Consider the following 26449-nt stretch of genomic DNA (forward strand, 5'->3'; position numbering starts at 1 on the left):
CCCCGGCCCGATTCCGACGGGCCGGGGCTTCCATGTGATGCGGGTGACGCTGTTACCACTCGCCGTGGTGGTCCCGGACCACCCGGAAGCTGCCCACGACACCGTGCTTGACCCACAGGCCGCCGCGGACGAAGCGGGTGAAGACACCGTTGCTGCTGCTCCAAGGACCGACCGTCGCAACCGGGGAACCGTTGTCGCAGGTGGCCCCATTGAAGACCTCAACGGTCCTCCGGCTGTCGTTGCGGACGTTGAAGCTCCGCGAGCCCAGACCGCTGACCACGGTGATGCAGCCGTCCGTGTGAGCGGAGTACGTCCGCTCGTTGAATTGGATCCGTCCCCCTTCCTTGTGGCCGAAGCCGCGGCCGTTTTCGCGGCCGTTGTCACGGCCGTTTTCGCGGCCGTTTTCGCGGCCGTTGTCGCGGCCCTCGTTCCCCCTGCCCCCGCTGTCGCCGCTACCGAGGGGGGCAGCGGCGGGAGCGGCCTGTTGCACAGAAGGGGCGGCCTGGGTGGACCCGGCTGCCGAGGCGTAAGTGATGCCGGTGGTGGCGAGGACCGCCGCGCCCGCCACAGCGGCGGTAACGGCGAACGTACGCGTGGTCATGTCACTTCTCCCTGCTCTCAGAGACGCCGGCCGGGCAGCCGACCTGTGACGAACGTACTTACAGCCCGCTTAACTGTCATATCGGGCCTATCGAAGGCATGGCGCCAGGGGGCCGATCGGGTGTACGCGTGGCACGGTTCACGCACCGATCCATTATCTGATGTTCAGTCAAAAAGTATGCCAGGATGCCTGCCTGGCACCTGATTAGGCTTTCCGGGCGACATGCTGACGTCCGCTCACCCTGTCGGCAGCATGTCGCTGGACTCCAGCACGCCGAAGACCACGCCCCCAGCGCCCTGAACGACCGTCATCAGCACCCACCGCGCCGTGTGGACTCGGGCCCACGACGGCAACGCGGCGGGTCACCTGCCGGACACCCCCGTGGGCCTGAACTGTGGCGACCTGCGGCACACAGCGCCGGGGCAACCTCCGGGCCGTCCGCAGGCACCCCGCATCACCGCAAGCAGGCCCCGGTACCCACATGTGCGGGCGGCGGTCCGTGCCGGCGCTGATCATGTTGTGCGCCGCCACCTCCGCCTGGGTGACGGAGTTGCCCCAGTGCTCGAGGGAGAGGAACTGGTAGCCGAAGAGCGGATGTGGGGACCGGGCCACATCACCGGCGACGAAAATGTCGTCGGCCACGATGCCCCGGAAGTCGAAGGCCCGGCATCCCGCGTCGCAGGCGATCTGGCGGGGTCCCGCTCCGAACCCGGATCCGGCCGGCCATTCGGTGTTGCGGGTCGCGCCGAGCGAGACGACCACCACGTCCGTCTCGACGATCCGCCCCTTCCGGCGGCCCGGTCCGGCACCCTCCGCGCGTACTCGGCGGGGGCGCCTGGACGGTGGTCATCTCCCCCACGCCCGCATCGGAGGACCGGTGGGGTCGGTGCTCGCCCAGGTGATGTCGGCCGCGACGAAGAGCAGCGCCACGGCGACGAGAAGACCCAGCAGGGTGAGCAACCACGGAAAGACCCCGAGGCGATGCCCCAAGGTCGATGTCGTGAGCGTGAACACCGCGGCCGTCCGCATCGCGTAGTCGAAGGCGGCCCCGGCCAGCCCGGCCGCCCGTGGAGTCTGCAGCACGTACCCCTTCCTCCCCTGTGTCGCCACGAGCGCTCGCAGCCTCTCCCGGGGGAACCCTGGGCCCGGCAAGCAGCCACCTGTACGGGCGCGCCGCCGGTGGACGGCCGAACGGCAGTCCTCGGCGTACCCATCGACAGTGCGGGAGCCGAGCGGGACATGCGTACGCGTCGGTCGAACGGAACCGTGCGTTCGTACAGGGCGGGCGGGAAGGCCGTACCCGTGTGGCGCCTACCCTGGGATTTCCGTGCGTTCCCACCATTCGTAGATGGGCAGTTGCCCCTCGGCGGTCTCCTGGTGGCGCGTCGTTGCCTTGAAGTGCTCGTACCCGCCGCGGAACGGGATCTTGAGGTCCGATCCGGGCGTGGTGAGGGGAACGATGCGCTGGGGGAGATCGTCAGGGCCGCCCTCAAGGACTGCCTTCGTTGCGTTGGTCATGACGAGAGTCTCCCCGGACAGGGGTCCGGCTTCTCCGAGACGCGCCGAAAGGCTCGCTGGGCGTCCCCTGCCGGTAGCGCCCCGTCGTCGGTCTGCGGCTCGTCGACGACGTACGTCACGCCGACGGGCGGTGCAGGGCCAGAAGCGCCTGGTCGTCCTGGCGTTTGCCGCCCGCATGACGTCGTACGTCGCCGATCAGTGCGTCGAGGGTCTGCGACGGCGTGACACGTGTTCCGGCTTGCGCGCCGCGCCGGAGCAGGACGGGCAGACGGGCGGCTGCGTCGTAGAACGTGCCGGTGGCATCCCTGGACTCAGTGATTCCGTCCGTGTAGCAGAGCAGGGTCGAGCCGGGCGGGAACGAGAAGCTGTCGACCGGGAAGGCCCAGTCCCCCAGCGTGATCATCCCCAGGGGAGGCGCTGCCTGCGAGGGTTCCAGGACTGTCGCCGTCCCGTGCGCGTCGAGGAGCAACGGCGGCGGGTGACCGCGGTTCACCATCCGTACGACATTCAGGTCGGTGGAGAACTCCGCGACCAGGGCGGTGGTGAAGCCCTCCTGTTGTTCCAGGCCCCCGCGCCGTCCTCCCTCGCGCAGCAGGGCCCGTTCCAGCGCGAGCACGAGCTGGGCGAGGTCCTCGGCCTCGTCCGCGACGTACCGGAAGGCGCCGATGTCCGCGCAGACCGCATTCACCGCGCCCAGCCCCTTACCGCGCACGTCTCCGACCATGAGGCGGGTGCCGTGCGGGGTGCTCTGCACGACGTACAGATCCCCGCCGATCATGGCCTCGTTCTCGGCGGGCACATAGCGTGCCGCGATCTCCAGACCGTCCAGCCGTGACGGTGGGCGGGGCAGAACGGCGCGCTGTGCCACGGCCGCGATGTGGAGTGCGCGCCTGGTCCTGGCGTGCTGACGGTGCAGGGTGCGGTTGATGAGGACGGCGAGCACGGTGACGGCCAGGAGAGTGACCTGGTTGGGGACGCCGTGGTGCCAGCCGAGGGTGCCGTCCACCCTCGCCAGCCCGGCGTGTACCGCCATCGACACGAGACCCACTGTGACAATGCCCCCGGGCATCAGAAGCGGAGCGGCCGAGACCGGCGCCGCCATCAGGAGCGGCGCGGACGTCACATCGGGCGGTGTCGCCAGGTCGATCACCACGGCCAGCACGATGACACAGGCCGGGATCCACAGGGCTCTACTCTGCTGCACCACTCCCTCACGTTCTCCGGAAGGCGCGCGCGCCGCATCCCGGACGGCGCGAAATGTGGTCGCCGGCCGGGCCGCCGCGAAACTCCCCGAGTACGTCGCGGTAGGTCTCCCGGTCAAAGTCTGGTGGCCGCCCGCCACGTCGACCGCGCTTCCGCCGGTGACGCTGTTGGTCGCCCTTCTCGGGGATCGTGTGCGCGATGCCGCGCTCGCGGGCAGGTAGCCGCGGAATCCGCGGGAGCTGCAGGCCCTGTCGGCGATGACATGGTGCAGGACGGCAGCTGGCCGGCCAAGGCCGTGCGCGGCATCCGGATGCCATCGAGAAGCGGGCGGGCGCATACGCTGTCGTGTCGCGGCCCGGGGTCACGGCCCTCAGCGATCCAGTGGAACGACTTCTCGTACTCGTTGTCCATCCAGGGCACCAGGCCGTCCTGGGCCGGGAACGGCGAATGCGGCTCCCAGCGCGCCTGGCCCAGCCTCGCCGCCGACTCGGTGCTCTTGGAGGAGCTCACAAAATGGGCGCCCGGCTCACGAGGCCTGGCACGCACGCTCGCTGATCGGACTCCCATTTTGCGAGCACCTCTTAATCAGCTCGTCCGGCATGAACAAGCGGCGGAAACCGTCGAACAGGCCCTCGTCGAACATCTCGACGAGGGCCTTGTACTCGCCGTACCGGTTGGAAAGTGTCTCGACCAGGTTGCTCAGGTCGGCACGACCGGATACGGGAAGGCAGACATGGCCTGGCGCATGCCCGTGTTCGCCTGGCCGACTTCTGCCGCCCATTGGCTCCCAAGGCGGGTAGGTCCGGACACCGATATGCGGGCACGGCCACGGGACGGGGAAGAGCACCACAAAAACCGGGGCGGGGATACAGTCCCCGCCCCGGTCCTTCCGGCGTCCCTGACGGGTCAAGCGATCATGAACTCCTTGACCCGTAGTGCGCGTTCGACGATCCGTACGTCGCCGATCCAGCCGTGCATCAGCTGATCGAGAGCGCCACCGTACTCGTACGCGCCGAGCAACCACGGCAAGCCGACCGTGGCCAGCCCAATGGTCCGGGTGTCGGGGTTACGAGCGACAACGCACCCGTCGATGTACATGGTGGTGTGCGATCCGTCGTTGACGATGGCGACGTGCCACCACCGTTCGCGCCGCAGTTCATGGCTCCAGTTGGTGACGACGCCCGGCTGGTTCAGCGGCGCGGCCGCCCATTGCAGCCCGGGCCCGTCCGACAGGGACAGAGTGGCCACAGGCTCGTCCAGGTCGCCGATGGTCTTGCCTGCGGAGCCGAGCGTGCCTCGTCGGCCCAGGACGCCGCCCCAGGCGTGGCGTCGGGAATCCCAGTCAGCAGGCAGCCGGAGGAAGGCCTCAATGGTGTATCCGGAGCGGAATGTCTTGGTGTTGAGGGGGGCGTTGTTCTCCGTGGACAGGTACGAGCCGCGGAGTGGTCCCTTCCCTCCGTCGAAGTAGAGGCTGCCGTGACCCGGTTGGTCCGGGTGGTGGTCGTCCGACCAGCGCAGTGTGTCCGGCTCGCTGCCGGCGACGGTCCGGCGCAGCAGGTCGTTGCGGTCTCCGGACAGGTCGGGGACGCGCAGGGCCGCGTCGGCAGCGGAGCCGTCCGGGTGCGTCGGGGAATCGAAGCGCCAGTAAGCGACAGTGCCGGGTATCAGTAGTTGCTCAGCGGGGCGGGGTTGACGTGCGGGGACGGGTGCGAAGCCCGCGAATCTGCGCTCGAAGTCGAGGGGGATGCTGAAGCGGTCCTGCGGGCCGGTCAGTTCGATCTCGGCGCGTTCCAGGTCGTTGAGCTTCTCGCCGGCGCGACCGAGGATCCACGGGGAGATCGTCTCTACGTCGATGGTGTTCCTGGCAAGGTCGAAGCGGTAGAGACGGATCATCGCGCTGCCGCCGTAGTAGCGGTTCTGGTAGTTGGTGATGTGCAGATGGACGTCGTTGCCCGCGGTGTTCCTGCGGGTGGTGCGCCCGGCGGGCCAGTAGTGGCCGTTGAGGGTGAGGAAGATCTGGTCGTGCCCTGCTATCAGCTCGTCCCAAAGATGCTTTCCGTGATCGGAGAATTCGGCCTCGTCGCCGTCAGCGTTCGCGTACACCAGTTCATGGGTAGTGAGGATGACCGGCGTGTTCGGATGTCCGGCGATGACCTCCTTCGCCCAGGCGAGCCCGGCCGCCGACGGCCGCCAGTCGAGCGCCAGCACCAACCACTCGCGCCCCGCGGCGCGGAACAGGTGGTACGTGTTGTAGCCGTCCGGCGTCGCGCCGCCGAACGTCGGCAGGCGTCGCATGCGTTGGGGGCCGAAGGTGTCCAAGTACGGGGTGCGGCCGCGTCGGTCGTCGGTGGAGGACTTGATGTCATGGTTGCCCGCGACGACGCTATAGCCCACTTGCTGCCGGTCGAGAAGGGCGAACGCCTCACCGATGGGCCCGAATTCGTCCGGGTGGCCGCTTTCGGTCAAGTCGCCCAGATGGGACAGAAATACGATGTTCTCGTCGTGTCCGTGATCGAGGACGTAACGCAACGACGCCTCGACCGGGGCCCTGTTGATGCTGGCCCCGTCGAAGAGGTACTGGGTGTCCGGCATCACGACGACGGTGAATCTCGCGTCGTCCGGGTCGGGGCGCCACCTGCTGCCGGCAGCGGTGTTCTGGCGCGGCTGGGCTGCAGCGGGGCCGGCGGCCGCGAGACCTGCGGTGGCGATCGCGGCGCCGCTCAGCGCGGTGGCGCGCAGAATCGTACGGCGCGCGGCGACAGGCAGGAGCGGACCGTCGGGCTGGTGGAGCGGGCTGCACATGGAATTCTCCGCGGAGGACGAGCGTCGGGGGACCAACTGCAAGTTAGCTGCGGAGAGTGGGGAGAAGCTGGGCCTCAGCGGCAACAACTGGGCTGCGAGTACATGAACGGGAGGAGCGGCTTCCGGTCGCCGCACCGAATCCTGGCGGACGAGTCCCCCATGTACGCCCACGAGGACCTTGCGGTTCGTCCCTGCCGGGATCGAGCGGGTGGGTGGGCCGCTCGTCGGTACTCCGCTCGGGGGTGTGGACCGGTCCAGCGCACGGAACACCCCGCCGGGTGCCCGGCCCGGGCCCGACACCGCACGGAATCGCGACCACGTGTGGTCGCTTGCCGCGCGGTGTCGTCGAAAACCCGAGCAGCTCACGCCTCTTCCCCGTGCTGGACGTCCCGACCACCGCTTTCCCGCTCGGTGCCCGCACCGCCGAACCTCTTCATCAGGCGGCGTGCCGAGAGGGCCGGTGTGGTGGGCCCGGACGAAACGGCCCGTGCCCGTCCTCGGTACGGGGACGTGATCCGGCACTCCGGCCCGTGTGCGGACGTACGCTGAGACAGGCCGGTCCGGTACCCGCTGGGCTACGGGTGCACGGGGACGGCCCTGCACCGGCCCGGCCGGTGAACCGGACCGGCGGGGCGCATGGAGCCCTGGAGCCGCGCCCGGTGGACCGTGGCAGAGATCTCGACGCGCACCTCGATCAGCACCCTCGCACAGGAGGACTCAGTGACCACTCCACCCGCACTTGCCGTCGAGCGCCGTCACCCGGTACCGGACGCCGCCCTCACCTGGGAGCCGAGCGAGCGCCGGGTGCGCGGGAAGAAGGGCACAACCGTTGTCGTCGACAGCCGCCGACCGGTCCTCGTGTGGGAACCCGGCCATCCCGTGCCGCTCTACGCCTTCCCCCAGGACGACGTCCGCACCGATCTGCTCCGCCCTGCGGCCGCCCCCCACGCGGGTGCGCACTCCGGCTCCACGGTCTTCTACGACCTCGTCGTGGACGGCGTCACGGAGCCGAACGCCGCATGGACCTTCCAGGGCGCCGAGCTCGCCGGGCACATCGCCTTCGAGTGGTTCGGACGCGTCGGCGTGGGCCCCGACCACTGGTACGAGGAGGACGAGGAGATCTTCGTCCACCCCCGCGACCCGTACTCGCGCGTGGACGCGCTCCGCAGCTCACGGCATGTGCGGATCGAGATCAACGGAACACTGGTCGCGGACACCCGCAGCCCGGTGCTTCTCTTCGAGACACGCCTGCCCGTCCGCTACTACATCCCCCGCGAGGACGTCCGCCTCGATCTGTTCACCCCGACCGGTCTGCGTACGGGATGCCCCTACAAGGGGACGGCCGTGTACTGGTCCCTGACCGACACGGCCGGCGACACACCGGCGGATGTGGCGTGGAGCTACCCCGACCCCATCCCGGCAGCGGGGGCGGTCAAGGACCTCATCGCGTTCTACAACGAAGCCGTCGACATCTTCGTGGACGGAGAGCGGATGGAACGCCCGGCCACCGGCTTCACTCGGCGTCCGGGCGCGTAACGGCGCGCCGCATCGGGCTCGTGCGAGCCCGATGCGGCGTCGTCGCCCTGGAGCCGGTGCCCGCGCACGACTCCTACGCATCCTCAACGGCAGCGGGCACGGGAATACAAGGGACCGTGGTGATCGTCGGGCCTCCGCGCGATCCGCAGGAGCACGGCGGCGTGGTCAGGGCTGCGGCGGCCGGTCCTCACCCCGCTCCGAACCGAACTGGTCCTTGAGTTTGTCCTGGGCCGTGTCGACCTGGCCGGTGTACTTTCCCTGCGTCTCGGTGTCGATGGCGTCGCCCGCCTTGTCGATGCCCTTTCCCGCCTTGTCCTCATGGCCCTTCAGCATGTGCTTGATCTTGTCCATCATGGACATGGGTCCTCCTCAGCGAGTCACCCCCACCTCTCCAGGGTCGCCACACGGCGCCGCTCCCGCATCCGCGCGAGCGGTCCGCAGGACCGTCGGATCAGCAGATCCGGGGCAGGTGCTCCCCGATCGGCAGGTCGACCACGCGCGTCCCGCCGAGCCCGGTGCGGGCCACGACCATGCCGGGATGCGCCTCCACGGCCTCGCCGATCACGGTCGCCTCCGCTCCCAGCGGATGCGCCCGCATCGCCTCCAGAACGGCTTCGGCGTGCTCACGGGGGACGAACGCGACGAGTTTGCCCTCGTTGGCCACATACATCGGGTCCAGGCCCAGGACGGCGCAGGCGTTGGCCACGGCCGGCGGGACCGGAACGTTGCGCTCCTGAATGACGACACCGGTGCCCGATGCCACCGCGATCTCGTTGAGTGCCGCGGCCAGTCCGCCTCGTGTGGGATCGCGCAGGACATGGAGGTCGGGGGTGACTGCGAGCATGGTCTCCACGAGCCCGCCCAGGGCCGCGCAGTCGCTCTCGATCTCCACGCCGAACTCGAGGCCCTCGCGCACACTCATGATCGCCACGCCGTGCACGCCGATCGCACCGCTCGCGATCACGACGTCGCCCGGGACCACTCGCTGGGGACGCAGATCGACGCCGGCCGGGACGAGGCCGATCCCGGCGGTGTTGATGAAGATGCCGTCGCCATGACCGGCGTCCACGACCTTGGTGTCGCCGGTCGCCACCTCGACGCCCGCCATGCGCGCCGCCGCACCCAGCGCGTTGGCCACGCGTGCGACGACCGAGAGCTCGACGCCCTCCTCCAGAATGAAACCGCAGGAGAGGTAGGCGGCTCTGGCACCGCTCATGGCCAGGTCGTTGACCGTGCCGTTGACCGCGAGGTCGCCGATGCTGCCGCCGGGGAAGAACAGCGGCCGCACGACGTACGAGTCCGTGGAGAAGGCCAGTCGGGCGCCGCCCAGCGACACCACGGCGGAGTCGGCCAGTTGCGCGAGCGCGTCGCCCCCGTAGGCGGGCGCGAAGACGTGCTGGACCAGTTCGGCCGAGAGTGCGCCGCCGCCGCCGTGGCCCATCACCACCCGCGGCTGGTCGCGCAGCGGTGCGGGGCAGGTCCATGCCGTGAGGTCGAGTGCGGGCGCCTCGCCGGGGACGCCCGCGGTCGCGGTGACGGCGGTGTTCAGTGCTTCGGTGGTCTCAGGCAACGGGGCTCGTCTCCCTGGGTGCGGTCCTGGTGTCCAGGCGCCGGTAGAGGTAGTACGCGGCGCAGGCGCCCTCGCTGGAGACCATGGTGGCCCCGAGCGGGTTGCGCGGGGTGCAGGTGGTGCCGAACGCCTCGCACTCGTGGGGCTTCAGCAGTCCTTGCAGGACCTCACCGCTGCGGCATTCGGCGGGCTCCTTGGTGTCGATGCCGGTGACGGAGAAGCGGTACTCGGCGTCGTAGTCCCGGTAGCGGGTGGAGAGCCGCCAGCCGCTGTCGGGGATGGTGCCGATGCCGCGCCAGGCACGGTCGGTGACTTCGAAGACGTCCTCCAGCATGGTGAGCGCGGCGGGGTTCCCGTCCGGGTGCACGGCGCGCGGGTACGCGTTTTCCACGGTGTGCTCACCGCGCTCCAGCTGCAGGACGGTCCGCCGTACGCCCTCGAGGATGTCCAGCGGCTCGAAACCGGTGACCACAATGGGGACCTGGAACCGTTCGGCCAGCTCCGGGTACTCCCGCATGCCCATCACGCTGCACACGTGGCCGGCGGCGAGGAACCCCTGCACCCGGCAGCTCGGCGACTGCATGATCGCCTCGATGGCCGGGGGGACCCGCACATGGGACACCAGCAGGCTGAAGTTCGGAATGCCGAGCCGACGCGCCTGATACACCGTCATGGCGTTGGGCGGTGCGGTGGTCTCGAATCCGATCCCGAAGAAGACCACCTCACGGTCGGGGTTCTGCTGGGCGACCTTCAGGGCGTCGAGCGGCGAGTACACGATCCGCACGTCGCCGCCCTCGCTGCGGACCCGGAACAGGTCACGGCCGGTTCCGGGGACCCGGAGCATGTCCCCGAACGAGCAGAAGATCACCTCGGGGCGGGAGGCAATCTCCAGTGCCTTGTCGATGACCTCCAGTGGCGTGACGCAGACGGGGCAGCCCGGACCATGGATCAGTTCGACCTGGTCCGGGAGGAGTTGGTCGATGCCGTGCCGGATGATGGTGTGCGTCTGTCCGCCGCAGACCTCCATCAGCGCCCACGGACGGGTCACGACGGAGTGGATGTCGTCGAGCAGCCGACGCGCCAGGTCCGGGTTCTGGAACTCTTCGATGTACTTCACTGCTGAACCTCCTGCGGCGCCTCGGCGCCACCGGTCGGGGACGTTCCGCCGGCCTCTGCGGCCAGTTCCCACGGATCTCCGAACTCCTCCTGGAGCAGCCCGAGTTCGGCGAAGAGGTCGAGCGTCTTCCGTGCCGACTCCTCGTCGAGTCGCTGCAGGGCGAACCCCACATGGACGATGGCGTATTCACCGACCTGGAGGTCCGGCAGATATTCCAGGCACACTTCCTTGACCACACCGCCGAAGTCGACGGTGGCCATCCGGGTACCGTCACGTTCCTCGATGTCCATCACTCTGCCGGGTACCGCCAGGCACATGGCTGCTCCTTGCTGTGGGGGCGTTGCCCGGCTCTGCCGGGCAGGACGTCAGTCGGCGGCGCTCGTGTGCGCCGCTCCGGTGCGGGCGGCCACCATGAGCTGGCCGAGCGCCAGTCCGCCGTCGTTCGGCGGGACCTCCCGGTGGCGCAGGACGGTGAAGTCGTTCTCGCTCAGCGTCCTGGCACACAGGGAGGAGAGAAGGGTGTTGGCGAACACGCCGCCGGTCAGGGCGACTTCGTACAGGCCGTGCTGTTCGCGGGCCGAGGTACACACCTGGAGCACGAGGTCCGCGACGGCCCCGTGGAAGCGTGCGGCGACAAGTGTCGGCGCCGTACCGGCGCGCACGTCGTCGACGACGGCTGCCAGTACCGGCGACGGGTCCATGATCAACCGCTGCCCGTCGGCCGTGCCCGCCGGGCGCAGCGCGAAGCCGTAACCGGGTCCGGGGTCCGCGGCGGCGCCGACCGCGGCGGCCTCCAGTTCGACGGCGGCCTGGGCTTCGTACCCGGCCCGGTGGCAGACGCCCGCCAGCGAGGAGACGGCGTCGAACAGCCGGCCCATGCTGGAGGTTGGGACGCAGTTGAGGTTTCGCTCCAACTGCCGCAGCAGCACGCGTCGTTCGTCCGGAGGGCAGGCTGCCGTGCAGGGCAGATCGTCCGTCCGGCCGATGCCTGCCGCGTACAGATGAGCGAGCGCCATCCGGTAGGGCCGGTGCACGGCGGCGTCGCCGCCGGGCAGGGGAACGTACGCGAGGTGCGCGAAGCGGTGGTACGTCTCGTAGTCGGCCAGCATGATCTCGCCGCCCCACACCGCGCCGTCGTCCCCGTAACCGGTGCCGTCGAACGCGACGCCGATCACTCGGCGCCTGCCGTCCCTTCCGTGCTCGGCCATCGCTGCCGCGATATGCGCGTGGTGGTGCTGTACACGGACGACCGGCCGGCCGTCGGCCCGGCGCAGGGCCCACTGGCCGGTGCGGTAGCGGGGATGCCGGTCGGTGGCCAGGATGCCGGGCCGCACTCCGGTGATGGCCTCCACGTGCTGTTCGGCGCGTTCGAAGGCGTGCTGGGTGGCGAGGTCGTCCATGTCGCCGACATGGGCGGACAGCCAGGCCCTGTGTTCCTCGGCGAGGCAGAAGGTGTTCTTCAGGTCGCCGCCGGTGGCGAGGGTCGCCGGCACCGGGTGCGGCAGGGCCAGCGGCAGCGGGGCGTAGCCGCGTGAGCGCCGTACGATCAGCCGCTCCCCGTCGCAGACACGCACGACGGAGTCGTCGCACGGCACATGGATCGGGCGGTCGTGCGTGAGCCAGGCGTCGGCGAGGTGGGCCAGTCGCTCCAGCGCCTCGTCGTCGTCCGTGACGATCGGTTCACCGGCCACGTTGCCGCTGGTCATGACCAGAAGGCGCGGTCCCGGCGGGTCACCGGGCAGGCCCAGCAGGAGGTGGTGCAGCGGGGTGTACGGGAGCATGACCCCGAGGTCGGGGCTGCCCGGGGCGACCGCGTCGGACGGCCATGGGGTGCCGGGGCCCGGGCGGGCGTCGGTGCGGCGTCGCAGCAGGACGACGGGCCGGACAGCGCCGACGAGCAGGGCCCGCTCCTCGGTGCCCAGCTGCACGAGGTGCGCGATGTCGTCGATGCCGCGGGTCATCATGGCGAACGGCTTGTCGCCGCGGGCCTTGCGGCGGCGCAACAGGGACACCGCGGCGGAGTTCTCGGCATCGCACGCGAGGTGGTAGCCGCCGAGTCCCTTGATCGCGAGGACAGCGCCGTCGGACAGCAGCCGCCGGGCCTCCGCGACCGGGTCGCGTCCGGTTGCGGGCTGTGCGGGCAGTGCGCGGTCCGGCTGCCCGACGAGCAGCCGCAGCCGGGGGCCGCAGTCGGGGCAGGCGACCGGCTGTGCATGGAAGCGCCGGTCGGCGGGGTCGGCGTACTCGCGGGCGCAGTCGGCGCACATCGGGAAGCGGGCCATGGTCGTGTGTGCGCGGTCGTACGGCACTCCGGTGACGATGGTGAAGCGGGGCCCACAGTGCGTACAGGTGATGAACGGGTGGCGGTGGCGCCGGTCGGCCGGATCGGCCAGTTCGGTGAGGCAGTCGGCGCAGGTGGCCACGTCCGGGGAGACCAGTGTGCGGGCCGGTCCGCCGGTCCTGGAGTCCTCGATGCTGAAGCGGGATCCGCCGGCGGCGGGGACTTCCCTGTGGTCGACGGAGTCCACCAGGGCGAGCGGCGGGGCGTCCGCCGCGATCCGGTCGCAGAACAGAGCCACGGCGGCGGGGGCGCCCTCGACCTCGGCGACGACGCCTTCGGTGGTGTTGGTGACGTGTCCGGCCAGCCCGAGCCCGGTGGCGCGGGCGTACAGGTAGGGCCGGAAGCCCACGCCCTGCACGACGCCGCGGACCACGACCCGCCTCCGTTGCACGGCTCCGGCGACGGCGGTCCCGGGCTGTGGGGTCGTCACGGGCGGTGCTGCGCCGCGGAGGCGGGTGCTGTCGTCGCGACGAGCGGCTCGTCGGGGTGCGGGTGGGCGTGCGGGCCGGTGTGCGGGTGATCGTGGGTTCCGAGGTCCGGATGCGTGTGCGTATGCACGCCCGTATGCGTGTGGCTGTGGGTGTGCCGGCCTCCGTGCGTGCCGTGGTCCTGGTGGGGGTGCGTGTGCTGGTGGGACGGGTGCTGCCGGGCCATCACCGGTGTGTGGACCGGGGCGCCTTCCCCGGCGGCCAGGGCCCGGTCGAGCAGCATGCCCACCCCCTCACCGCGGCGGGCGGCGGTGAGGACCACGTCCACACCGGGGTTGACCTGCTGGACATGGGCACGGAATGCGGCCTCGTCGAATCCGACGGCCTGCGCGATGTCGGTCTTGGTGACCACGACGAGCTGGGCCAGTCCGAACGCGGTGGGGTACTTCAGCGGCTTGTCCTCGCCTTCCGTCACGGAGGCGAGGACGACCCTGAGCGTCTCCCCGAGGTCGTACGAGGCGGGGCAGACCAGGTTGCCGACGTTCTCGACGAAGAGGATCCGGGTCCCGTCGGGCAGCCAGTCGTCGATGTGGCGGCGCAGCATCCCGGCCTCCAGATGGCAGAGTCCGTCGGTCAGCACCTGTTTGACCGGGGCTCCGGACCGGGCCAGGCGGACCGCGTCGTTCTCGGTGGCGAGGTCGGCGGTGAGCGCGGCGACCGGCACTCCCCTCTCCCGGGCCCGGCCGAGTTCGCGTTCCAGCAGTTCGGTCTTGCCGCTGCCGGGGCTGGAGAGCAGGTTGACGACGGTGGTGCCGCGCGCCGTGAGCCCGGCTCGCAGGCTGTGCGCCGTCGCGTCGTTCTTGGCGAGTACCGCCTGCTGCAGGTCGACTTCACGGCACATCGTTCAGCACTCCTGGGAGATCGGTTCGCGGGTGTGTTCGTGTTCGGGTCCGTCCTGCCAGTGCACGCTGACGATCTGCAGCTCGCGCCCCGACAGGAGTTCGGCGGTCGGCTCGCCGCAGGCCGGACAGCACAGCCGGGGTGGCATGCCGACCGCCCATTCGTCCGTGCAGGGCTCGCACCGCGCGCGGGCCGCCACGGGTTCGACGACGAGTTCGGCGCCTTCCAGAACGGTCCCGGCGCAGGCGAGTCCGAAGCAGAAGGACAGGGCGTCGGAAACGACTCCGGCCAGTTCGCCGACCTGGAGCCGGACGGACCCGACCGAGGCGGCTCCGCCTGCCTGAGCCGCCTCCTCCACCTGGTCGACGACGGCCATGGCGATCGACATCTCGTGCATTGCATCTCCGTCCTGCCGTGCGTCATTACAGCGGCGGGTGACGGGGGCCGGCGGACCGGCTCGCCGTTACCCGTACGGCACATACACCATTCGGTGCAGCCAGGGGCCGGGAGCGGGCGGCGGGCGCCGTCACATGCAGCGCATCCGCAGATAGCGCTTGACGTCGGGCAGGACCTGCGCGGCAAGGGCGACGAGAGCGGCGGCGGTCAGGCCGCAGATGAGGGTCTTCTTCATGGGGGTGGGTTCCTTCTGCTCAGTTCATGGCGGGACCGGCCGCCGTCCGCTGGGCGGCGGCCGCGTGGTCTTCTTCCTGTACGAGGTCCAGGACCATCCGTACGGCCTGTGGCACTGCTGCGGCCACCGGAGTGCTCAGCCCGATCCCTTCGTCTACGTTGTCGGGTTCGCAGCCGACGACGAGCGTGCGCCTCGGCGGTACGGCTCCGGTGCCCGCGCACAGGGTGCCCAGCAGTGCCAGGACTGCGTCGGGAGACATCCGGTGGCCGTCGAGCAGAGCGTTCTGCGGCTCGACGGCGCCGGGTTCGTCGACCTCGATCAGGTACAGGGATCCGGGGGCGCCGCCGCGCTCGGTGGCGTCGATCAGAACGAGCGTGTCGTATCCGTCGAGGATCTGGTAGGCGAGGTGGACGCCCCGTACGCCGATGTCGACCACCTCGAGGTGGTCCGGGAGACGGTGCGAGGACAGTGCGCGCACCGCCTCGACGCCGAAGCCGTCGTCGCCGAGGAAGATGTTCCCGATCCCGGCGACCAGGGTTCTCGGACGTTCCTGCGCGGGGGCGTTCACGCATCCTCCAGGGGGGCGATCTCGTCCGGCTGGAAGTACAGGAAGCGTCCCTGCTCACGGCGGATGTCCGCGCCCGGGTCGCCGTCGACCGTGACCGCGAGGTGCACTCCGCCGTCGACGTCGTGGAGCACTGCTTCGACCTGTGCGCTGCGGCCCTTGAGGAACAGGTCCTGGGCGTCGGTGCGCCGCAGTCCCGGTCGCAGAAGGACGCGGCTGCCCACGCCCACGGACCGGCCGTCCACCAGGATCCGGTCCCGGGCCGGGTCGGCGGTGTCGTCGCTCGCGGGGTCCCACCACGGGGTGTCGGGGCGGAGCACGCCGCGGGCGTCGATGAGGTCGACGCCGTCCGGGAGGGGGTCCTGGGCGGCGGGCGGGGACGGGTCGGGTCCGGTGATCTCGCGCAGGGCCCGCACCGCGCCGTGCAGCCGCTCCAGGACCTCGGGGGGCATCGATTCGGCCAGGTCGACGACCGCGGCCGCCCGGGCGTCGGTGCCGCGGGCCTCGCGCTTCTCCTGGTCGGTCAGGGCCGCCGTGCGCAGGGCGAGGATCTCGTCGATCTCGGTGGCGTCGTACAGCGCTCCGGGGCTCTCGGGGGCGATGGCCGGATGGTCCTCCAGGATGATCGGGGACGACAGCATCAGGTCCGCGCGCCCGGGTTCCCCGGCGAGCACCGGCCAGGTGTGCAGGTTGCGGCAGGCCGCGACCGCGCCCTTCGCCCACTCGGGCGGGTCCGTCATCGACAGGAACGAGCCCGCGCTGATCCCCATCAGGAGGTGGGCGGCGACCAGCGACCGTGGGAGCGCGGCGTCCCGGTCGGCCTCGGCGGAGTCGGGCGTCCAGATGCTGGAGTTCTCGACCACGGCGGTGAGCCGCACGACCCGGTAGGGGCCGTCGAGTTCGCGGGCGGAGAGCCGCACCACACCGCTGATCTCCTCGCAGCGGCGGACCAGGCGTCCCACCGTCCGCCCGTGGGCGTCCAGGACCCGTTCGGTCTCCTCGCGGGCGGGCCTGGTGAAGGGGACGGTGACACCGTCCCCGGCCAGTTCGGCGACGTCCACGACCACTTCGACGCGTTCCTCGACGCCCTCGTCCCAGGGGACCAGCACCCGGTCGGCGAGGTCGAGTTCAGCCACGTCCTCGAACGTGCCGTCGTCGCGGGCCTGTTGCACCGTGCGCCGCTGAGCGTGCAGAAACCGTGCTTCGACGGCGAGCGTCGCGCCGGGCTTCGGCTCCATCAGGCACTCGGTGTGCTGGAAGTCGTGCTCCTCGCGGTCGGCGCCCCAGCCGGGCGGCACGAGCACCCCGAACTGCCAGCGGAGCCGGTTCTTGGCCGCCGAGGCCCGGTACGGGTAGAGCACATAGCCTTCGAAGAGGACGGTGTCGGCCACCTGCCGTGCGGTGGCGAACCGGGACTCCAGTGCGGGCGTGAGGAGGGATGAGGTCACGGCGCCGTCCTCTCGGTGACGCGGGGCAGTACGGCCCGGTGCACCGGGCGCTCGGGGGACTGCGGGGGCGGAGTGCCTGCGGCTCCGGCCAGGTCGATCAGGGCCTGGACGGTCGCCTCCCAGGACGGCAGGGCCTGCCGCGAGCGGAAGGCGAGCAGCGCGTTCATGGTGTCGCGCGGCAGCCGGATCCAGCCGCAGCCCGGGAAGTGCTGCTCGATCATGTCCTTCCACACCGCCACCGGCATCCGGAAGGGCGCCTCGCGGTCCCAGGGAATCGGCTCGACGTGGAAGCCGCCGTCCCCGGTGAAGGCGGTGCCGGAGAAGAGCAGGAGAAGTGGCGCCTCGCCGTCCTGGAGCGCGTCGAAGTACCGGGTCGCGGCGATGTCCAGGTCGTAGGTGCAGGGCACGACGAGGTCCACCTCGGTCTCCGTGGTGAAGGACGGAACCGTGAGGGAGACCTGGGCGAACTGCAGCGGCTGGAGCGTGTTTCCCCAGCGTGAGCGGTCCCCGAAGAGGTCGTGCAGTCCGTCCGCCTCGCCCGGCTCATAGCTCCGCCGGGCCGGTTCGATACGGATCTGGCAGCGCAGCACGAGGGCGTGCACCCGGGCTTCCCCGGACGCGGTGATGCGCAGCCGGAAGACCAGCGTGGGGCCCGCCGCGTACGGGTCGGCGCGGACTCCGGTGCAGGTGAAGGCGAATTCCGTCACCGCGGGTGCCCCTTCTCCTGGGTCCGGGCGCGTGCATCGACGTGTGCGAAGAACGCCTGGAGGTCGGCCCTCGCCTCGGCGCCGCCGTCGAAGCCCTGCCACAGCAGGCGCATGCGTCCCACCAGCTCGTAACAGATGTCGATCGGTACGAGGTAGCACTCGGCCCGGCCCTCCGTGCGACGCATCAGCAGTGCCTCGACGTCGGGTTCGAGGAGGGCGGCGAGACGACTGGCGCCGAGCACGGTCTGCCAGGTCTCCGGGTCGAGTTCGCTCTCGGTCGCTCCGGCCGGGCTCGGGTAGAGCGCGACCAGCCGGTCCAGCGCCGCGTTGCGGAAGAAGAACGCGACGCCGACCGGGATCTGCAGAAGCTCCCACGCACCGTCGTCGAGACGGTGGTCCGCATCGGACAGATAGCGGTCCGGGACCGTTCTGAAGCGTCCGTGGGCTGCGCCGGGCCGCTCGAACAGCAGGGCGCACGGGGTGCACGCACAGGCCAGCGCACGCTTCTCGGTGTCCACGAGATGCCGGTGACCGCCCTCGGTCACGGGCACGCCGCACAGCTCGCACCGTTCCTGCCGGGGTTCGGGCGGCGCGGCGAATCTGCGCAGGCCTCGGGCGCGGGCAACGGGCGCCGGGCGACGATCGGCCCTGGTCGGGGGGGCGTTCACGGTGCCGTCGCGGCAACGGTCGCCCCGGCTCCGGCAGTTCCGGCCGGCGGACGGGTGGCGATCTGGAGCAGGGGTGGCTCCCGGTCGGTGGTCACCGGCTCCATCACCACCTGCTGCACTTCCGGTACGAAGCAGGCCAGCGCGTCCTCGACGCTGCGCTGCGTCGCCGCGCCCGTACTCGGGCAGCCGCAGCCACCGCCGTCACCGGCCCCGGCCGAGGAGCGAAGCCGCAGGATGCCGGTCTCCTCGTCGAAGCCGACGACCTCGACGGGGTCGCGTACGGAGTCCAGGGCGCGCGCGATACGCGTGCCGACGTCCTCCGGGTGCAGATCGTGCAGGGCCAGCAGGCTCGACACGAGTTCGTCGTCGAGCAGCGCGGCGAGCGGTCCGTCGCCGGTTCCGCGGTCCGCGGGGATGCCGAGGCGGCCGACGATCCGGGCCAGGCCGGCGCCGTAGAAGTCCATCAGGACCCGCACCAACTCCTCTGCTGCGGCGCACACTTCCTGGTCACCGGTGGTGCTCAGGCGGTCGAGCAGGTCCTCGACCCGCTGCCCGGCCTCCACGGCGTCGAGGGACCTCGGCGGTGCGACGACCGTCGCTGCGGCGCTCATCCGGCCAGTCCGCTCAGCCCGGTGGGCACATGCATCTGCTTGACGGTCTTGCCGCCGCCCACGTACATGTGGACGCCACACGGCAGGCAGGGGTCGAAGCTGCGGACGGTCCGCATGATGTCGATGCCCTTGAAGTTCTCCGGGGTGTTCTCCTCGAAGATCGGTGTGTTCTGCACCGCGTCCTCGTAGGGGCCGGGGGTGCCGAACGTGTCCCGTGTGCTGGCGTTCCACGGGGTGGGCGGGTAGGGGTGGTAGTTGGCGATCTTGCCGTCCCTGATCACCATGTGATGGGAGAGCACACCGCGTACGGCCTCCGTGAAGCCGACGCCGATGCTCTCGTCCGGCACGTCGAACTTCTCCCAGGTCTGGGTGCGTCCGGCGCGGACCTCCTCGAGCCCCTTCTCGGCACAGTGCAGCGCGATCGCGGCGGCGTACGCCTGGAAGTAGGTGCGGGCGCGGTTGCGTTCCAGCGCGTTGCTCCACTTCGGGATCTTCCACTCGAAGGTGGTCTCGGGCTTGGTCATCGTGCGCGGCAGATTGATGACGACGCTGTGACCGGTCGCCTTCACATAGCCGACGTCGACGAGCCCGGACAGCGCGGTGGACCAGAGGCGGGCGATGGGGCCGCCACCGGTGTCCAGTGCCAGGTGGTCCTTGCCGTCGAACCAGCGGGGCGACATCACCCAGCTGTACTTGTCGTCGAAGTTCCGCTTCTGCGGGGCGGGGATCGTGTGCTGGTTCCACGGGTGGCGGGGGTCGATCGGGTTGCCCAGCGGGTCATGGGTGACGAACTGTTCCTTGCCCTCCCAGTCGTCGTAGTACGAACTGCCGAGCAGGATCCGGATGCCGAGGTTGATCTCGGTGAGGTCGTTGGTGACCAGTTTGCCGTCCACGATCACGCCGGGGGTGACGAACATCTTCCGTCCCCAGTCGGTCATGTTGGCGTACGTGAAGTCGCAGTGTTCGGGGTCGTTGAGCGCCCCCCAGCAGCCGAGCAGCACCCGCCGGCGGCCGACCTCCTCGTACCCGGGCAGCGCCTCGTAGAAGAAGTCGAACAGGTCGTCGTGCAGGGGAACGACCCGCTTCATGAACTCCACGTACCGCATGAGGCGGCTGAGGTAGTCCGTGAAGAGCTGGACGGACGCGACCGTTCCGACGCCGCCCGGGTAGAGCGTGGAGGGGTGCACATGGCGCCCTTCCATCAGGCAGAACATCTCCCGTGTGTAGCGGCTCACTTGAAGAGCCTCACGGTAGAACTCTCCCTCGATGGGGTTGAGGGAGCGCATGATGTCGGCGATCGTGCGGTAGCCGTGCTCCCCGGCGTGCGGCGCCTCGGTGCGCTCGGCGAGCTCCAGGACTCCGGGGTTGGTCTCGCGGACCATCTTCTCGCAGTAGTCGACCCCGACCAGGTTCTCCTGGAAGATGTTGTGGTCGAACATGTACTCCGCCGACTCGCCCAGGTTGATGATCCACTCACCGAGGTTCGGCGGCTTCACCCCGTAGGCCATGTTCTGCGTGTACACGGAACATGTGGCGTGGTTGTCGCCGCAGATCCCGCAGATGCGGCTGGTGATGAAGTGGGCGTCCCGGGGGTCCTTGCCCCGCATGAAGACGCTGTAGCCACGGAAGACCGACGAGGTGCTGTAGCACTCCGCGACCCGCTTCTGCTTGAAGTCGATCTTCGTGTGGATGCCGAGACTGCCTACGATCCGGGTGATCGGATCCCAGGCCATCTCGACGAGGCCACTGCCGTCGCCGGCCGCCTTCGTCGTGGGTGCCATTGTGTGTGCCATGACCCTTCTGGGGAGTGGGAGTTGATGGAGGAGCGAGCAGGGCGGAAACGGGACGGTCACCGATCGCGGGGTGCGGCGGACGCCGCGCCCGTCACCGGGGCGACCGGTAACCGGTGGTCAGCTTGGAGCCCTTGTGGCGCCACTTCGGTTCCTTGTCCACGGTCTTCGCCGTGATCGACCGGAGCCTGCGGACCACCGCCCCGTACGCTCCGCTGGCGGCGCTGGAGACCTTGCCGCCGGGCGGTTCGTCCATGAACGGCATGAACTTGTCCGGGAATCCGGGCATGGTGCAGGCGATACAGATGCCGCCGACGTTCGGGCAGCCGCCGATGCCGTTCATCCAGCCGCGCTTGGGAACGTTGCACTTGACGACGGGGCCCCAGCAGCCGAGCTTGACCAGGCACTTGGGCGAGTCGTACGTGGTGGCGAACTGACCCTGCTCGTAGTAACCGGCCCGGTCGCACCCCTCGTGCACGGTGGCGCCGAAGAGCCAGGCCGGGCGCAGCTTGTCGTCCAGCGGAATCATCGGAGCGGAGCCCGCCGCCTGGTAGAGCAGGTACGTGAGGGTCTCCGAGAAGTTGTCCGGCTGGATCGGGCAGCCGGGCACGCACACGATCGGGATGCCGGCCTTCGAGGTCCAGTCCCAGCCCAGGTAGTCCGGTACGCCCATGGCACCGGTCGGATTGCCGGCCATCGCGTGGATGCCGCCGTAGGTGGCGCAGGTTCCGATGGCGACGACCGCCAGGGCCTTGGGCGCCAGCCGGTCGATCCACTCACTGGTGGTGATCGGCTGGCCGGTCTCCGGGTTGTCGCCGAAGCCGCACCAGTACCCCTCCTGCTTGATCGATTCGTTGGGGATGGACCCCTCGACGACCAGCACGAAGGGATCGATCTCGCCGCGTTCGCCCTTGAAGAACCACTCGATGAAGGTGTCCGCACCGCCTACCGGACCGCTGTCGAAGTCGATCAGGGGCCAGTGGACCTGGATCTTGGGCAGCCCGGGCAGCACACCGAGCACGATCTCCTCGATGCTGGGCTGCATCGCCGCGGTCAGCGACACCGAGTCGCCGTCACAGCTCAGCCCCGCATTGATCCAGAGGATGTGGATCGGGGACTCCTCGCCGGCGGCCGCACCTTCTGCCGGGGCGCCGACCGTGTTGGCTGTTGCTGCATCCATGGGGATGCCTCCTTGGAGAGCTCTGCAATGAATGCCCGCATTTCGGCGTTCATGTCCAGCTAACAGTCAGCCGGTCCGGGTGCGACGGCGAGCGCGGCCGTTGCGGTGACATTGCGGTCCCGGCCGGCGGAAGGATCCGCCGTGCGCGTGCCGGGAACGCCGGTGCCGAGGTGGTGCGGAGTCCGGGCCGGGCGTTCCTTGCGCACGAAGGCGCGGCGCAACGAGTGGTAGGGCGCGTCCGGATCGAAGAAGATGGACCGCATCGCGGCCAGTTCCTCCTGCCGGTGGACGGCCAGCGGCTTGACCGCCTCCTGGCGCTCCAGCGCCGGCTTCTTCCGGGCGATCCGGGCCTGTACGTCGGTCGACGAGGCCAGCCGGACGGCCAGTCGGAGGGCCTCGCCCGGGAAGTCCTGGGGCGGGCAGGCGACCGTCCGGTCCACCAGGCCGAGCCGTTCGGCGGCTTCGGCGCCGAGCGGCAGCGCTTCGTGGACGAGCCGTTCGGCGACCTCGGGGCCCACTCGGAGCGGCAGAGTACGGGTCCAGTACTCCGAGCCGGACAGTCCCATCAGCCGGTAGTGCGGGTTCAGGACCGATCCCTTGCGGCACCAGACCTCGTCGGCGGCCAGGGCGAGCATTACTCCTCCGGCGGCGGCGTTGCCGCCCACGGCGGCGATCACCAGCCGGTCGGTGGTGGTCAGGACGGCCTGCACCAGGTCGTTCATCGCGTTGATGTTGGCCCAGGACTCCTCGGCGGGGTCGGCCGCCGCCTCGATGACGCCCAGGTGGATGCCGTTGGAGAAAAAGTCCCGGCCGCCGCCCAGCACCAGGACCGAGGTGGGCCGGGAGCAGGCGGTCCGGTAGGCGTCCAGGAGGCGCGTGCAGTGCTTGGTGCTCATCGCCCCGCCGGGGAACGAGAACATGAGATGTCCGACGGCGCCGGTCTCCTCGTAGCGGATGTCGGTCCAGGTTCCGCGGCGCTCGGGTGCGTCCGGCGGGACCGGGTCCTCGGGCAGCGGAGGCAATCGGTCGCCGAGCGCCAGGACGGCGGGGAGTTTGAGCGGGGCGGGCTCTCCCGGCCGCCGCCTGGCCCGCAGTTCCGGGATCCATACGGCGCCGTCGGCGGTCGCCCGGCAGACTGCGCCGGCCCGCGTGGCGAGCAGCTCTCCGGGGCGGCCGCGCAGCCGGTCCTCGGGGTGTCCTCCGTGCAGGAACCACTCGCCGCCGAGCAGTTCGTCCAGCACGCCGGGTTGCGAGTCGGCCGCCCGCAACTTGCGCAGCACGTTCTCGGTGGAGTCGGACCGCCAGTCGATCCGGCGGAGTTCCTGTCGGAAATACGGCCGGGTGCCGTCGGTGGCGCGTGCGCTGTCCTGGGGCCGGGGTGTGTACATTCCCGAGGCGAATCGGTCGACGGCCTGCAGCACCGCCGTCAGCGCCGCGTCGGAGACCTCGTTGCGGTACAGGTCGCTCTTGCCCACCTGTGGTACGGGGAGTTCGGCCGACGCCCAGACGTCTCCGGCGTCCATCTCCTCGTCGGCCTGCAGAACCGTCACGCCCCAGCGGGTGACGCCTTCATGGATCGCCCAGTCGAGCGAGGACGGTCCGCGGTCGCCGACGGGTCCGGGATGGACGATGAGGCACGTGTGCGCCGACCACACGTCCCGCGGGATGGCCGTCCTGAGCATCGGAGCCACGATCAGGTCCGGTGCGGACCGTCGAACCTCGTCCCGCAGATGGCCGTCGGAGAGTGCAAGTCCGACCGCCACGCTGTGGCCCCGGTCCCGCAGCTCCGCGTGGACGCGCTGAGTAAGACTGTTGAACGCACTCGCGACGAGCAGGATGTGCACGGCGGACTCCCAGCGGCTCTGAGGTTCTGCGGCTATCGACCGGAGCAGGTCCGGCCGCCTGCAAGCCTCGGTCACACCCGACGGGCTCCGTCACCACAGGGCGGCGGAGTCACTCGAAAGGGGGAAAGTCCTGCGACCACCCGACGGCCGAAAACGCAGCCATGGGGACGACGGTGCATCAGGGGCGGCCAGGGCGGCCCTGATGCACCGTCGGCTCACTTCGCGTCCGCGTTCTTCCTCAGACCCCTGGACCGCTTCCCGACCACGGCCACGACCCCGGCGGCGCTGCCCACGAAGGCGAGCGCGACCATCCACGGCCGGTCGAACACATGCCAGGTGACATGGTCGAGGGAGTACCGGCCGGGGCCGGTCAGTCCGATCGCTGCGGCAGTGAAGCCGAGGAACGCCGGGTACTCGTACCCGCCGCCCTGCGCGAAAAAGCCCGCGGGCGCGTGGACGGCGACGGCACCCGCCATGGCGCCTGCCGCCGCCGCACCGGCGGCGGGGGTGGCGAGGCCGAGGGCCAGCAGAGCACCGCCGCCCGCCTCGCCGAGTCCGGCGGCGACGGCGCTGTGCTTGGGCGGGTGGAAGCCCATGGCCTCCATGCTCGCGGTGGTTCCTTCGATGCCCCTGCCGCCGAACCAGCCGAACAGCTTCTGGGTGCCGTGCGCGGCCAGGACCGCGCCGGTGCCGACGCGCAGGACAAGAAGGCCGAGGTCACGCCGGTTGACGCAGGTCATGGGGGGTCTCCGCGGGGTAGTGGGTGTGATCCGTGTTACGGATCCACTCTCCGCGCCCCGGCAGGTGGACGTACCCCGGTACTACTCCGTCCGGGGGTGGTGTCGGGTGGTCGGCCCGGTGCGACGAACGCCATTGTGCAACTTGTTGCACAATGGCGTTCCGGTGGTCTACAACTGGCGCAACGACACTGCGCGAGGAGCCGCCGGATGATCCCGTACCCGAATCTGCTGAGCCCGCTGGACCTCGGTTTCACCACCCTTCCCAACCGGGTGCTGATGGGGTCTATGCATGTCGGCCTGGAAGAGGCCGAGCGCGGCTTCGAGCGGATGGCGGCTTTCTACGCCGCCCGCGCCCGCGGCGGAGTCGGGCTCATGGTCACCGGGGGCATCGCGCCGAACGACCGAGCCCGTCCCTATCCCGGCGGCGCCAAGCTGACCACCGAGGCGGAGGCCGAGCAGCACGCCCAGGTCACCGCCGCCGTGCATGCGGCGGGCGGCCGGATCGCGATGCAGATCCTCCACTTCGGCCGGTACGCGCACCATCCGGATCTGGTGGCGCCGAGCGCGATCCAGGCCCCGATCAGCCCCTTCACCCCCCACGCCCTGACGGACGACGAGGTCGAGGAGACCATCGAGGACTTCGTGCGGACCGCCGAGCTGGCACGGCAGGCAGGCTACGACGGTGTCGAGATCATGGGCTCCGAGGGCTATCTGATCAATGAGTTCATCGCAGCCGGGACCAACCACCGCACCGACCGCTGGGGCGGCTCGTACGAGAACCGCATCCGGTTCCCCGTGGAGATCGTGCGCCGGGTCCGCGAGCGGGTCGGCAGCGACTTCATCCTGATCTACCGGCTCTCGATGCTGGACCTGGTGCCCGGCGGCTCCTCGCTGGAGGAGGTCGTGCAGCTCGCCCGGGAGATCGAGGCGGCCGGGGCCACGATCATCAACACCGGAATCGGCTGGCACGAGGCCCGCATCCCCACCATCGCGACGTCCGTGCCGCGGGGTGCGTACACCTGGGTCACCGAGAAGGTGCGCGGGGCCGTCTCCGTACCGCTGGTGACCAGCAACCGCATCAACACCCCCGAGGTCGCCGAGGAGATCCTCGCCTTGGGGCGGGCGGACATGGTGTCCATGGCCCGGCCGTTCCTCGCCGACCCGGACTTCGTCGCGAAGGCGAGCGCGGGACGTGCCGACGCGATCAACACCTGCATCGGCTGCAACCAGGCGTGCCTCGACCACACGTTCAGCGGCAAGATCACCTCCTGCCTGGTCAATCCGCGCGCCTGCCACGAGACCGAACTCACGTTGTCGCCGACCCGGACCCGTAAGCGCGTCGCGATCGTCGGCGCGGGTCCCGCCGGGCTCGCGTGCGCCGTATCGGCGTCCGAGCGCGGGCACGAGGTGACGCTCTTCGACGCGGCCGACGAGATCGGCGGCCAGCTGAATGTGGCGCGCCGGATCCCCGGCAAGGAGGAGTTCGACGAGACGCTGCGCTACTTCCGCACCCGGCTCGCGGAGCAGCAGGTCGAGCTCCGGCTCGGTACGAAGGCGACGCCGGACACGCTCGACGGCTTCGACGAGATCGTCCTCGCCACCGGCGTCACACCCCGCTCCCCCGCGATCCCGGGCCTGGACCACCCCAGCGTGGTCAGCTACCTCGACGTCCTGCGCGACGGGGCGCCCGTCGGACAGCGGGTCGCGATCGTCGGTGCGGGCGGGATCGGCTTCGACGTCGCCGAATTCCTGACGGACGGCGGCGATGCGGCGAGCCTCGACCCGCAGGTGTTCTTCCGGCACTGGGGCGTCGACACCGCGTACCGGGAGCGTGGCGGCCTGCGCCTCCCCGAGCGCCCGAAGCCGCCGCGCACCGTACATCTCCTGCAGCGCAGGACGAGCAAGGTGGGCGCGGGGCTGGGCAGGACGACCGGTTGGATCCATCGCACGGAGCTGCGGCACCGAGGCGTCACGATGATCGCGGGCGCCACGTACGACCGCATCGACGACGACGGTCTGCACCTGACGGTCGACGGCGAGCAGCGCCTTCTGCCGGTGGACACGGTGGTGCTCTGCGCCGGTCAGGAGCCACGGCGCGAACTGCACGAGGAGCTGATCACCGCGGGCCGTACGCCGCACCTGATCGGCGGCGCCGACGTGGCCGCCGAACTGGATGCCAAGCGGGCCATCCGCCAGGGAACGGAGCTCGCGGCAGCCCTGTGACGCCCGGGCCGTCCCTAGGATGCTCT

General features: G+C 70.3%; 24 protein-coding genes and 1 pseudogene. 2 read left to right on the forward strand and 23 right to left on the reverse strand.

The window, feature by feature from the left end:
- Window positions 1-52 precede the first annotated feature (52 nt).
- From OH809_RS04925 to OH809_RS04950, 6 genes and pseudogenes are all read right to left on the reverse strand, one after another.
- Window positions 53-601 (reverse strand): hypothetical protein, encoded by a 549-nt coding sequence (locus OH809_RS04925; RefSeq protein ID WP_406423644.1) that lies wholly within the window; start codon window positions 599-601, stop codon window positions 53-55.
- A 471-nt stretch (window positions 602-1072) separates the two neighbouring features.
- Window positions 1073-1387, reverse strand: a pseudogene (locus OH809_RS04930) (FAD-dependent oxidoreductase); the annotation flags it as partial.
- A 60-nt stretch (window positions 1388-1447) separates the two neighbouring features.
- Window positions 1448-1684: a hypothetical protein gene (locus OH809_RS04935; protein WP_406423642.1), complete on the reverse strand. Its 237-nt coding sequence runs from the start codon at window positions 1682-1684 to the stop codon at window positions 1448-1450.
- Between the two features lie 228 nt (window positions 1685-1912).
- The gene (locus OH809_RS04940; RefSeq protein WP_406423640.1) at window positions 1913-2119 is read right to left on the reverse strand and encodes a DUF5988 family protein; all 207 of its coding nucleotides are present in this window, start codon (window positions 2117-2119) and stop codon (window positions 1913-1915) included.
- Between the two features lie 115 nt (window positions 2120-2234).
- A complete protein-coding gene (locus OH809_RS04945; protein WP_406423638.1) occupies window positions 2235-3326 on the reverse strand; it encodes a PP2C family protein-serine/threonine phosphatase in 1092 nt (363 codons plus the stop codon).
- Between the two features lie 902 nt (window positions 3327-4228).
- Complete coding sequence (locus tag OH809_RS04950) at window positions 4229-6124, reverse strand: LamG-like jellyroll fold domain-containing protein (RefSeq protein ID WP_406514856.1); 1896 nt, start codon at window positions 6122-6124, stop codon at window positions 4229-4231.
- Between the two features lie 720 nt (window positions 6125-6844).
- On the opposite strand from OH809_RS04950, the gene OH809_RS04955 reads away from it, so the two are divergent.
- Window positions 6845-7660 (forward strand): DUF427 domain-containing protein, encoded by an 816-nt coding sequence (locus tag OH809_RS04955; RefSeq protein WP_406514857.1) that lies wholly within the window; start codon window positions 6845-6847, stop codon window positions 7658-7660.
- Between the two features lie 165 nt (window positions 7661-7825).
- On the opposite strand, the gene OH809_RS04960 is transcribed toward OH809_RS04955, so the two are convergent.
- The 17 genes from OH809_RS04960 to OH809_RS05040 all read right to left on the reverse strand — a co-directional run bounded on the left by OH809_RS04960 (window position 7826) and on the right by OH809_RS05040 (window position 24200).
- Window positions 7826-8020: an antitoxin gene (locus OH809_RS04960; RefSeq protein ID WP_406423632.1), complete on the reverse strand. Its 195-nt coding sequence runs from the start codon at window positions 8018-8020 to the stop codon at window positions 7826-7828.
- 91 nt (window positions 8021-8111) lie between these two features.
- Complete coding sequence (gene hypE / locus OH809_RS04965) at window positions 8112-9209, reverse strand: hydrogenase expression/formation protein HypE (RefSeq protein ID WP_406516232.1); 1098 nt, start codon at window positions 9207-9209, stop codon at window positions 8112-8114.
- Between the two features lie 13 nt (window positions 9210-9222).
- Window positions 9223-10347 (reverse strand): hydrogenase formation protein HypD, encoded by a 1125-nt coding sequence (hypD, locus tag OH809_RS04970; protein ID WP_406423630.1) that lies wholly within the window; start codon window positions 10345-10347, stop codon window positions 9223-9225.
- A complete protein-coding gene (locus tag OH809_RS04975) occupies window positions 10344-10664 on the reverse strand; it encodes a HypC/HybG/HupF family hydrogenase formation chaperone (protein WP_406423628.1) in 321 nt (106 codons plus the stop codon). Before OH809_RS04975 ends, hypD begins: the two co-directional genes overlap by 4 nt.
- Before the next feature lie 48 nt (window positions 10665-10712).
- Window positions 10713-13118: a carbamoyltransferase HypF gene (gene hypF, locus OH809_RS04980; RefSeq protein WP_406423626.1), complete on the reverse strand. Its 2406-nt coding sequence runs from the start codon at window positions 13116-13118 to the stop codon at window positions 10713-10715.
- Entirely contained in the window at window positions 13115-14017 is a 903-nt protein-coding gene (gene hypB / locus OH809_RS04985) for a hydrogenase nickel incorporation protein HypB (protein WP_406423624.1), read from the reverse strand. The genes hypF and hypB overlap by 4 nt, the downstream gene beginning before the upstream one ends.
- A gap of 3 nt (window positions 14018-14020) precedes the next feature.
- Window positions 14021-14413: a hydrogenase maturation nickel metallochaperone HypA gene (gene hypA, locus OH809_RS04990; RefSeq protein WP_406423622.1), complete on the reverse strand. Its 393-nt coding sequence runs from the start codon at window positions 14411-14413 to the stop codon at window positions 14021-14023.
- Between the two features lie 129 nt (window positions 14414-14542).
- Complete coding sequence (locus tag OH809_RS04995; protein WP_376336220.1) at window positions 14543-14647, reverse strand: DUF6893 family small protein; 105 nt, start codon at window positions 14645-14647, stop codon at window positions 14543-14545.
- Window positions 14648-14666: 19 nt separating this feature from the next.
- Complete coding sequence (locus tag OH809_RS05000) at window positions 14667-15215, reverse strand: hydrogenase maturation protease (protein WP_406423620.1); 549 nt, start codon at window positions 15213-15215, stop codon at window positions 14667-14669.
- Window positions 15212-16660 (reverse strand): hypothetical protein, encoded by a 1449-nt coding sequence (locus OH809_RS05005; RefSeq protein WP_406423618.1) that lies wholly within the window; start codon window positions 16658-16660, stop codon window positions 15212-15214. The genes OH809_RS05000 and OH809_RS05005 overlap by 4 nt, the downstream gene beginning before the upstream one ends.
- Window positions 16657-17367 carry a DUF6084 family protein gene (locus OH809_RS05010; RefSeq protein ID WP_406423616.1) on the reverse strand — a complete coding sequence of 237 codons (711 nt, stop codon included), beginning with the start codon at window positions 17365-17367 and terminating at the stop codon, window positions 16657-16659. The genes OH809_RS05005 and OH809_RS05010 overlap by 4 nt, the downstream gene beginning before the upstream one ends.
- Window positions 17364-18035 carry a DUF5947 family protein gene (locus OH809_RS05015; RefSeq protein ID WP_406423614.1) on the reverse strand — a complete coding sequence of 224 codons (672 nt, stop codon included), beginning with the start codon at window positions 18033-18035 and terminating at the stop codon, window positions 17364-17366. Before OH809_RS05015 ends, OH809_RS05010 begins: the two co-directional genes overlap by 4 nt.
- Window positions 18032-18646 (reverse strand): hypothetical protein, encoded by a 615-nt coding sequence (locus OH809_RS05020; protein WP_406514858.1) that lies wholly within the window; start codon window positions 18644-18646, stop codon window positions 18032-18034. Before OH809_RS05020 ends, OH809_RS05015 begins: the two co-directional genes overlap by 4 nt.
- The gene (locus tag OH809_RS05025) at window positions 18643-20427 is read right to left on the reverse strand and encodes a nickel-dependent hydrogenase large subunit (protein WP_406423610.1); all 1785 of its coding nucleotides are present in this window, start codon (window positions 20425-20427) and stop codon (window positions 18643-18645) included. The genes OH809_RS05020 and OH809_RS05025 overlap by 4 nt, the downstream gene beginning before the upstream one ends.
- Window positions 20428-20530: 103 nt before the next feature.
- The gene (locus tag OH809_RS05030; protein WP_406423608.1) at window positions 20531-21616 is read right to left on the reverse strand and encodes a hydrogenase expression protein HypE; all 1086 of its coding nucleotides are present in this window, start codon (window positions 21614-21616) and stop codon (window positions 20531-20533) included.
- Window positions 21617-21675: 59 nt separating this feature from the next.
- On the reverse strand, window positions 21676-23460 hold the full coding sequence (locus tag OH809_RS05035) for a hydrogenase maturation protein (RefSeq protein WP_406423606.1): 1785 nt from the start codon (window positions 23458-23460) through the stop codon (window positions 21676-21678).
- A gap of 215 nt (window positions 23461-23675) precedes the next feature.
- Window positions 23676-24200 (reverse strand): DoxX family protein, encoded by a 525-nt coding sequence (locus OH809_RS05040; protein WP_406423604.1) that lies wholly within the window; start codon window positions 24198-24200, stop codon window positions 23676-23678.
- A gap of 207 nt (window positions 24201-24407) precedes the next feature.
- Between OH809_RS05040 and OH809_RS05045 the strand changes: the two genes are divergently transcribed.
- Complete coding sequence (locus tag OH809_RS05045) at window positions 24408-26423, forward strand: FAD-dependent oxidoreductase (protein WP_406423602.1); 2016 nt, start codon at window positions 24408-24410, stop codon at window positions 26421-26423.
- The last annotated feature ends 26 nt before the right edge of the window (window positions 26424-26449 follow it).

The sequence above is a fragment of the Streptomyces sp. NBC_00873 genome, assembly GCF_045207415.1.
In the GTDB taxonomy this organism is placed as follows: Bacteria; Actinomycetota; Actinomycetes; order Streptomycetales; family Streptomycetaceae; genus Streptomyces.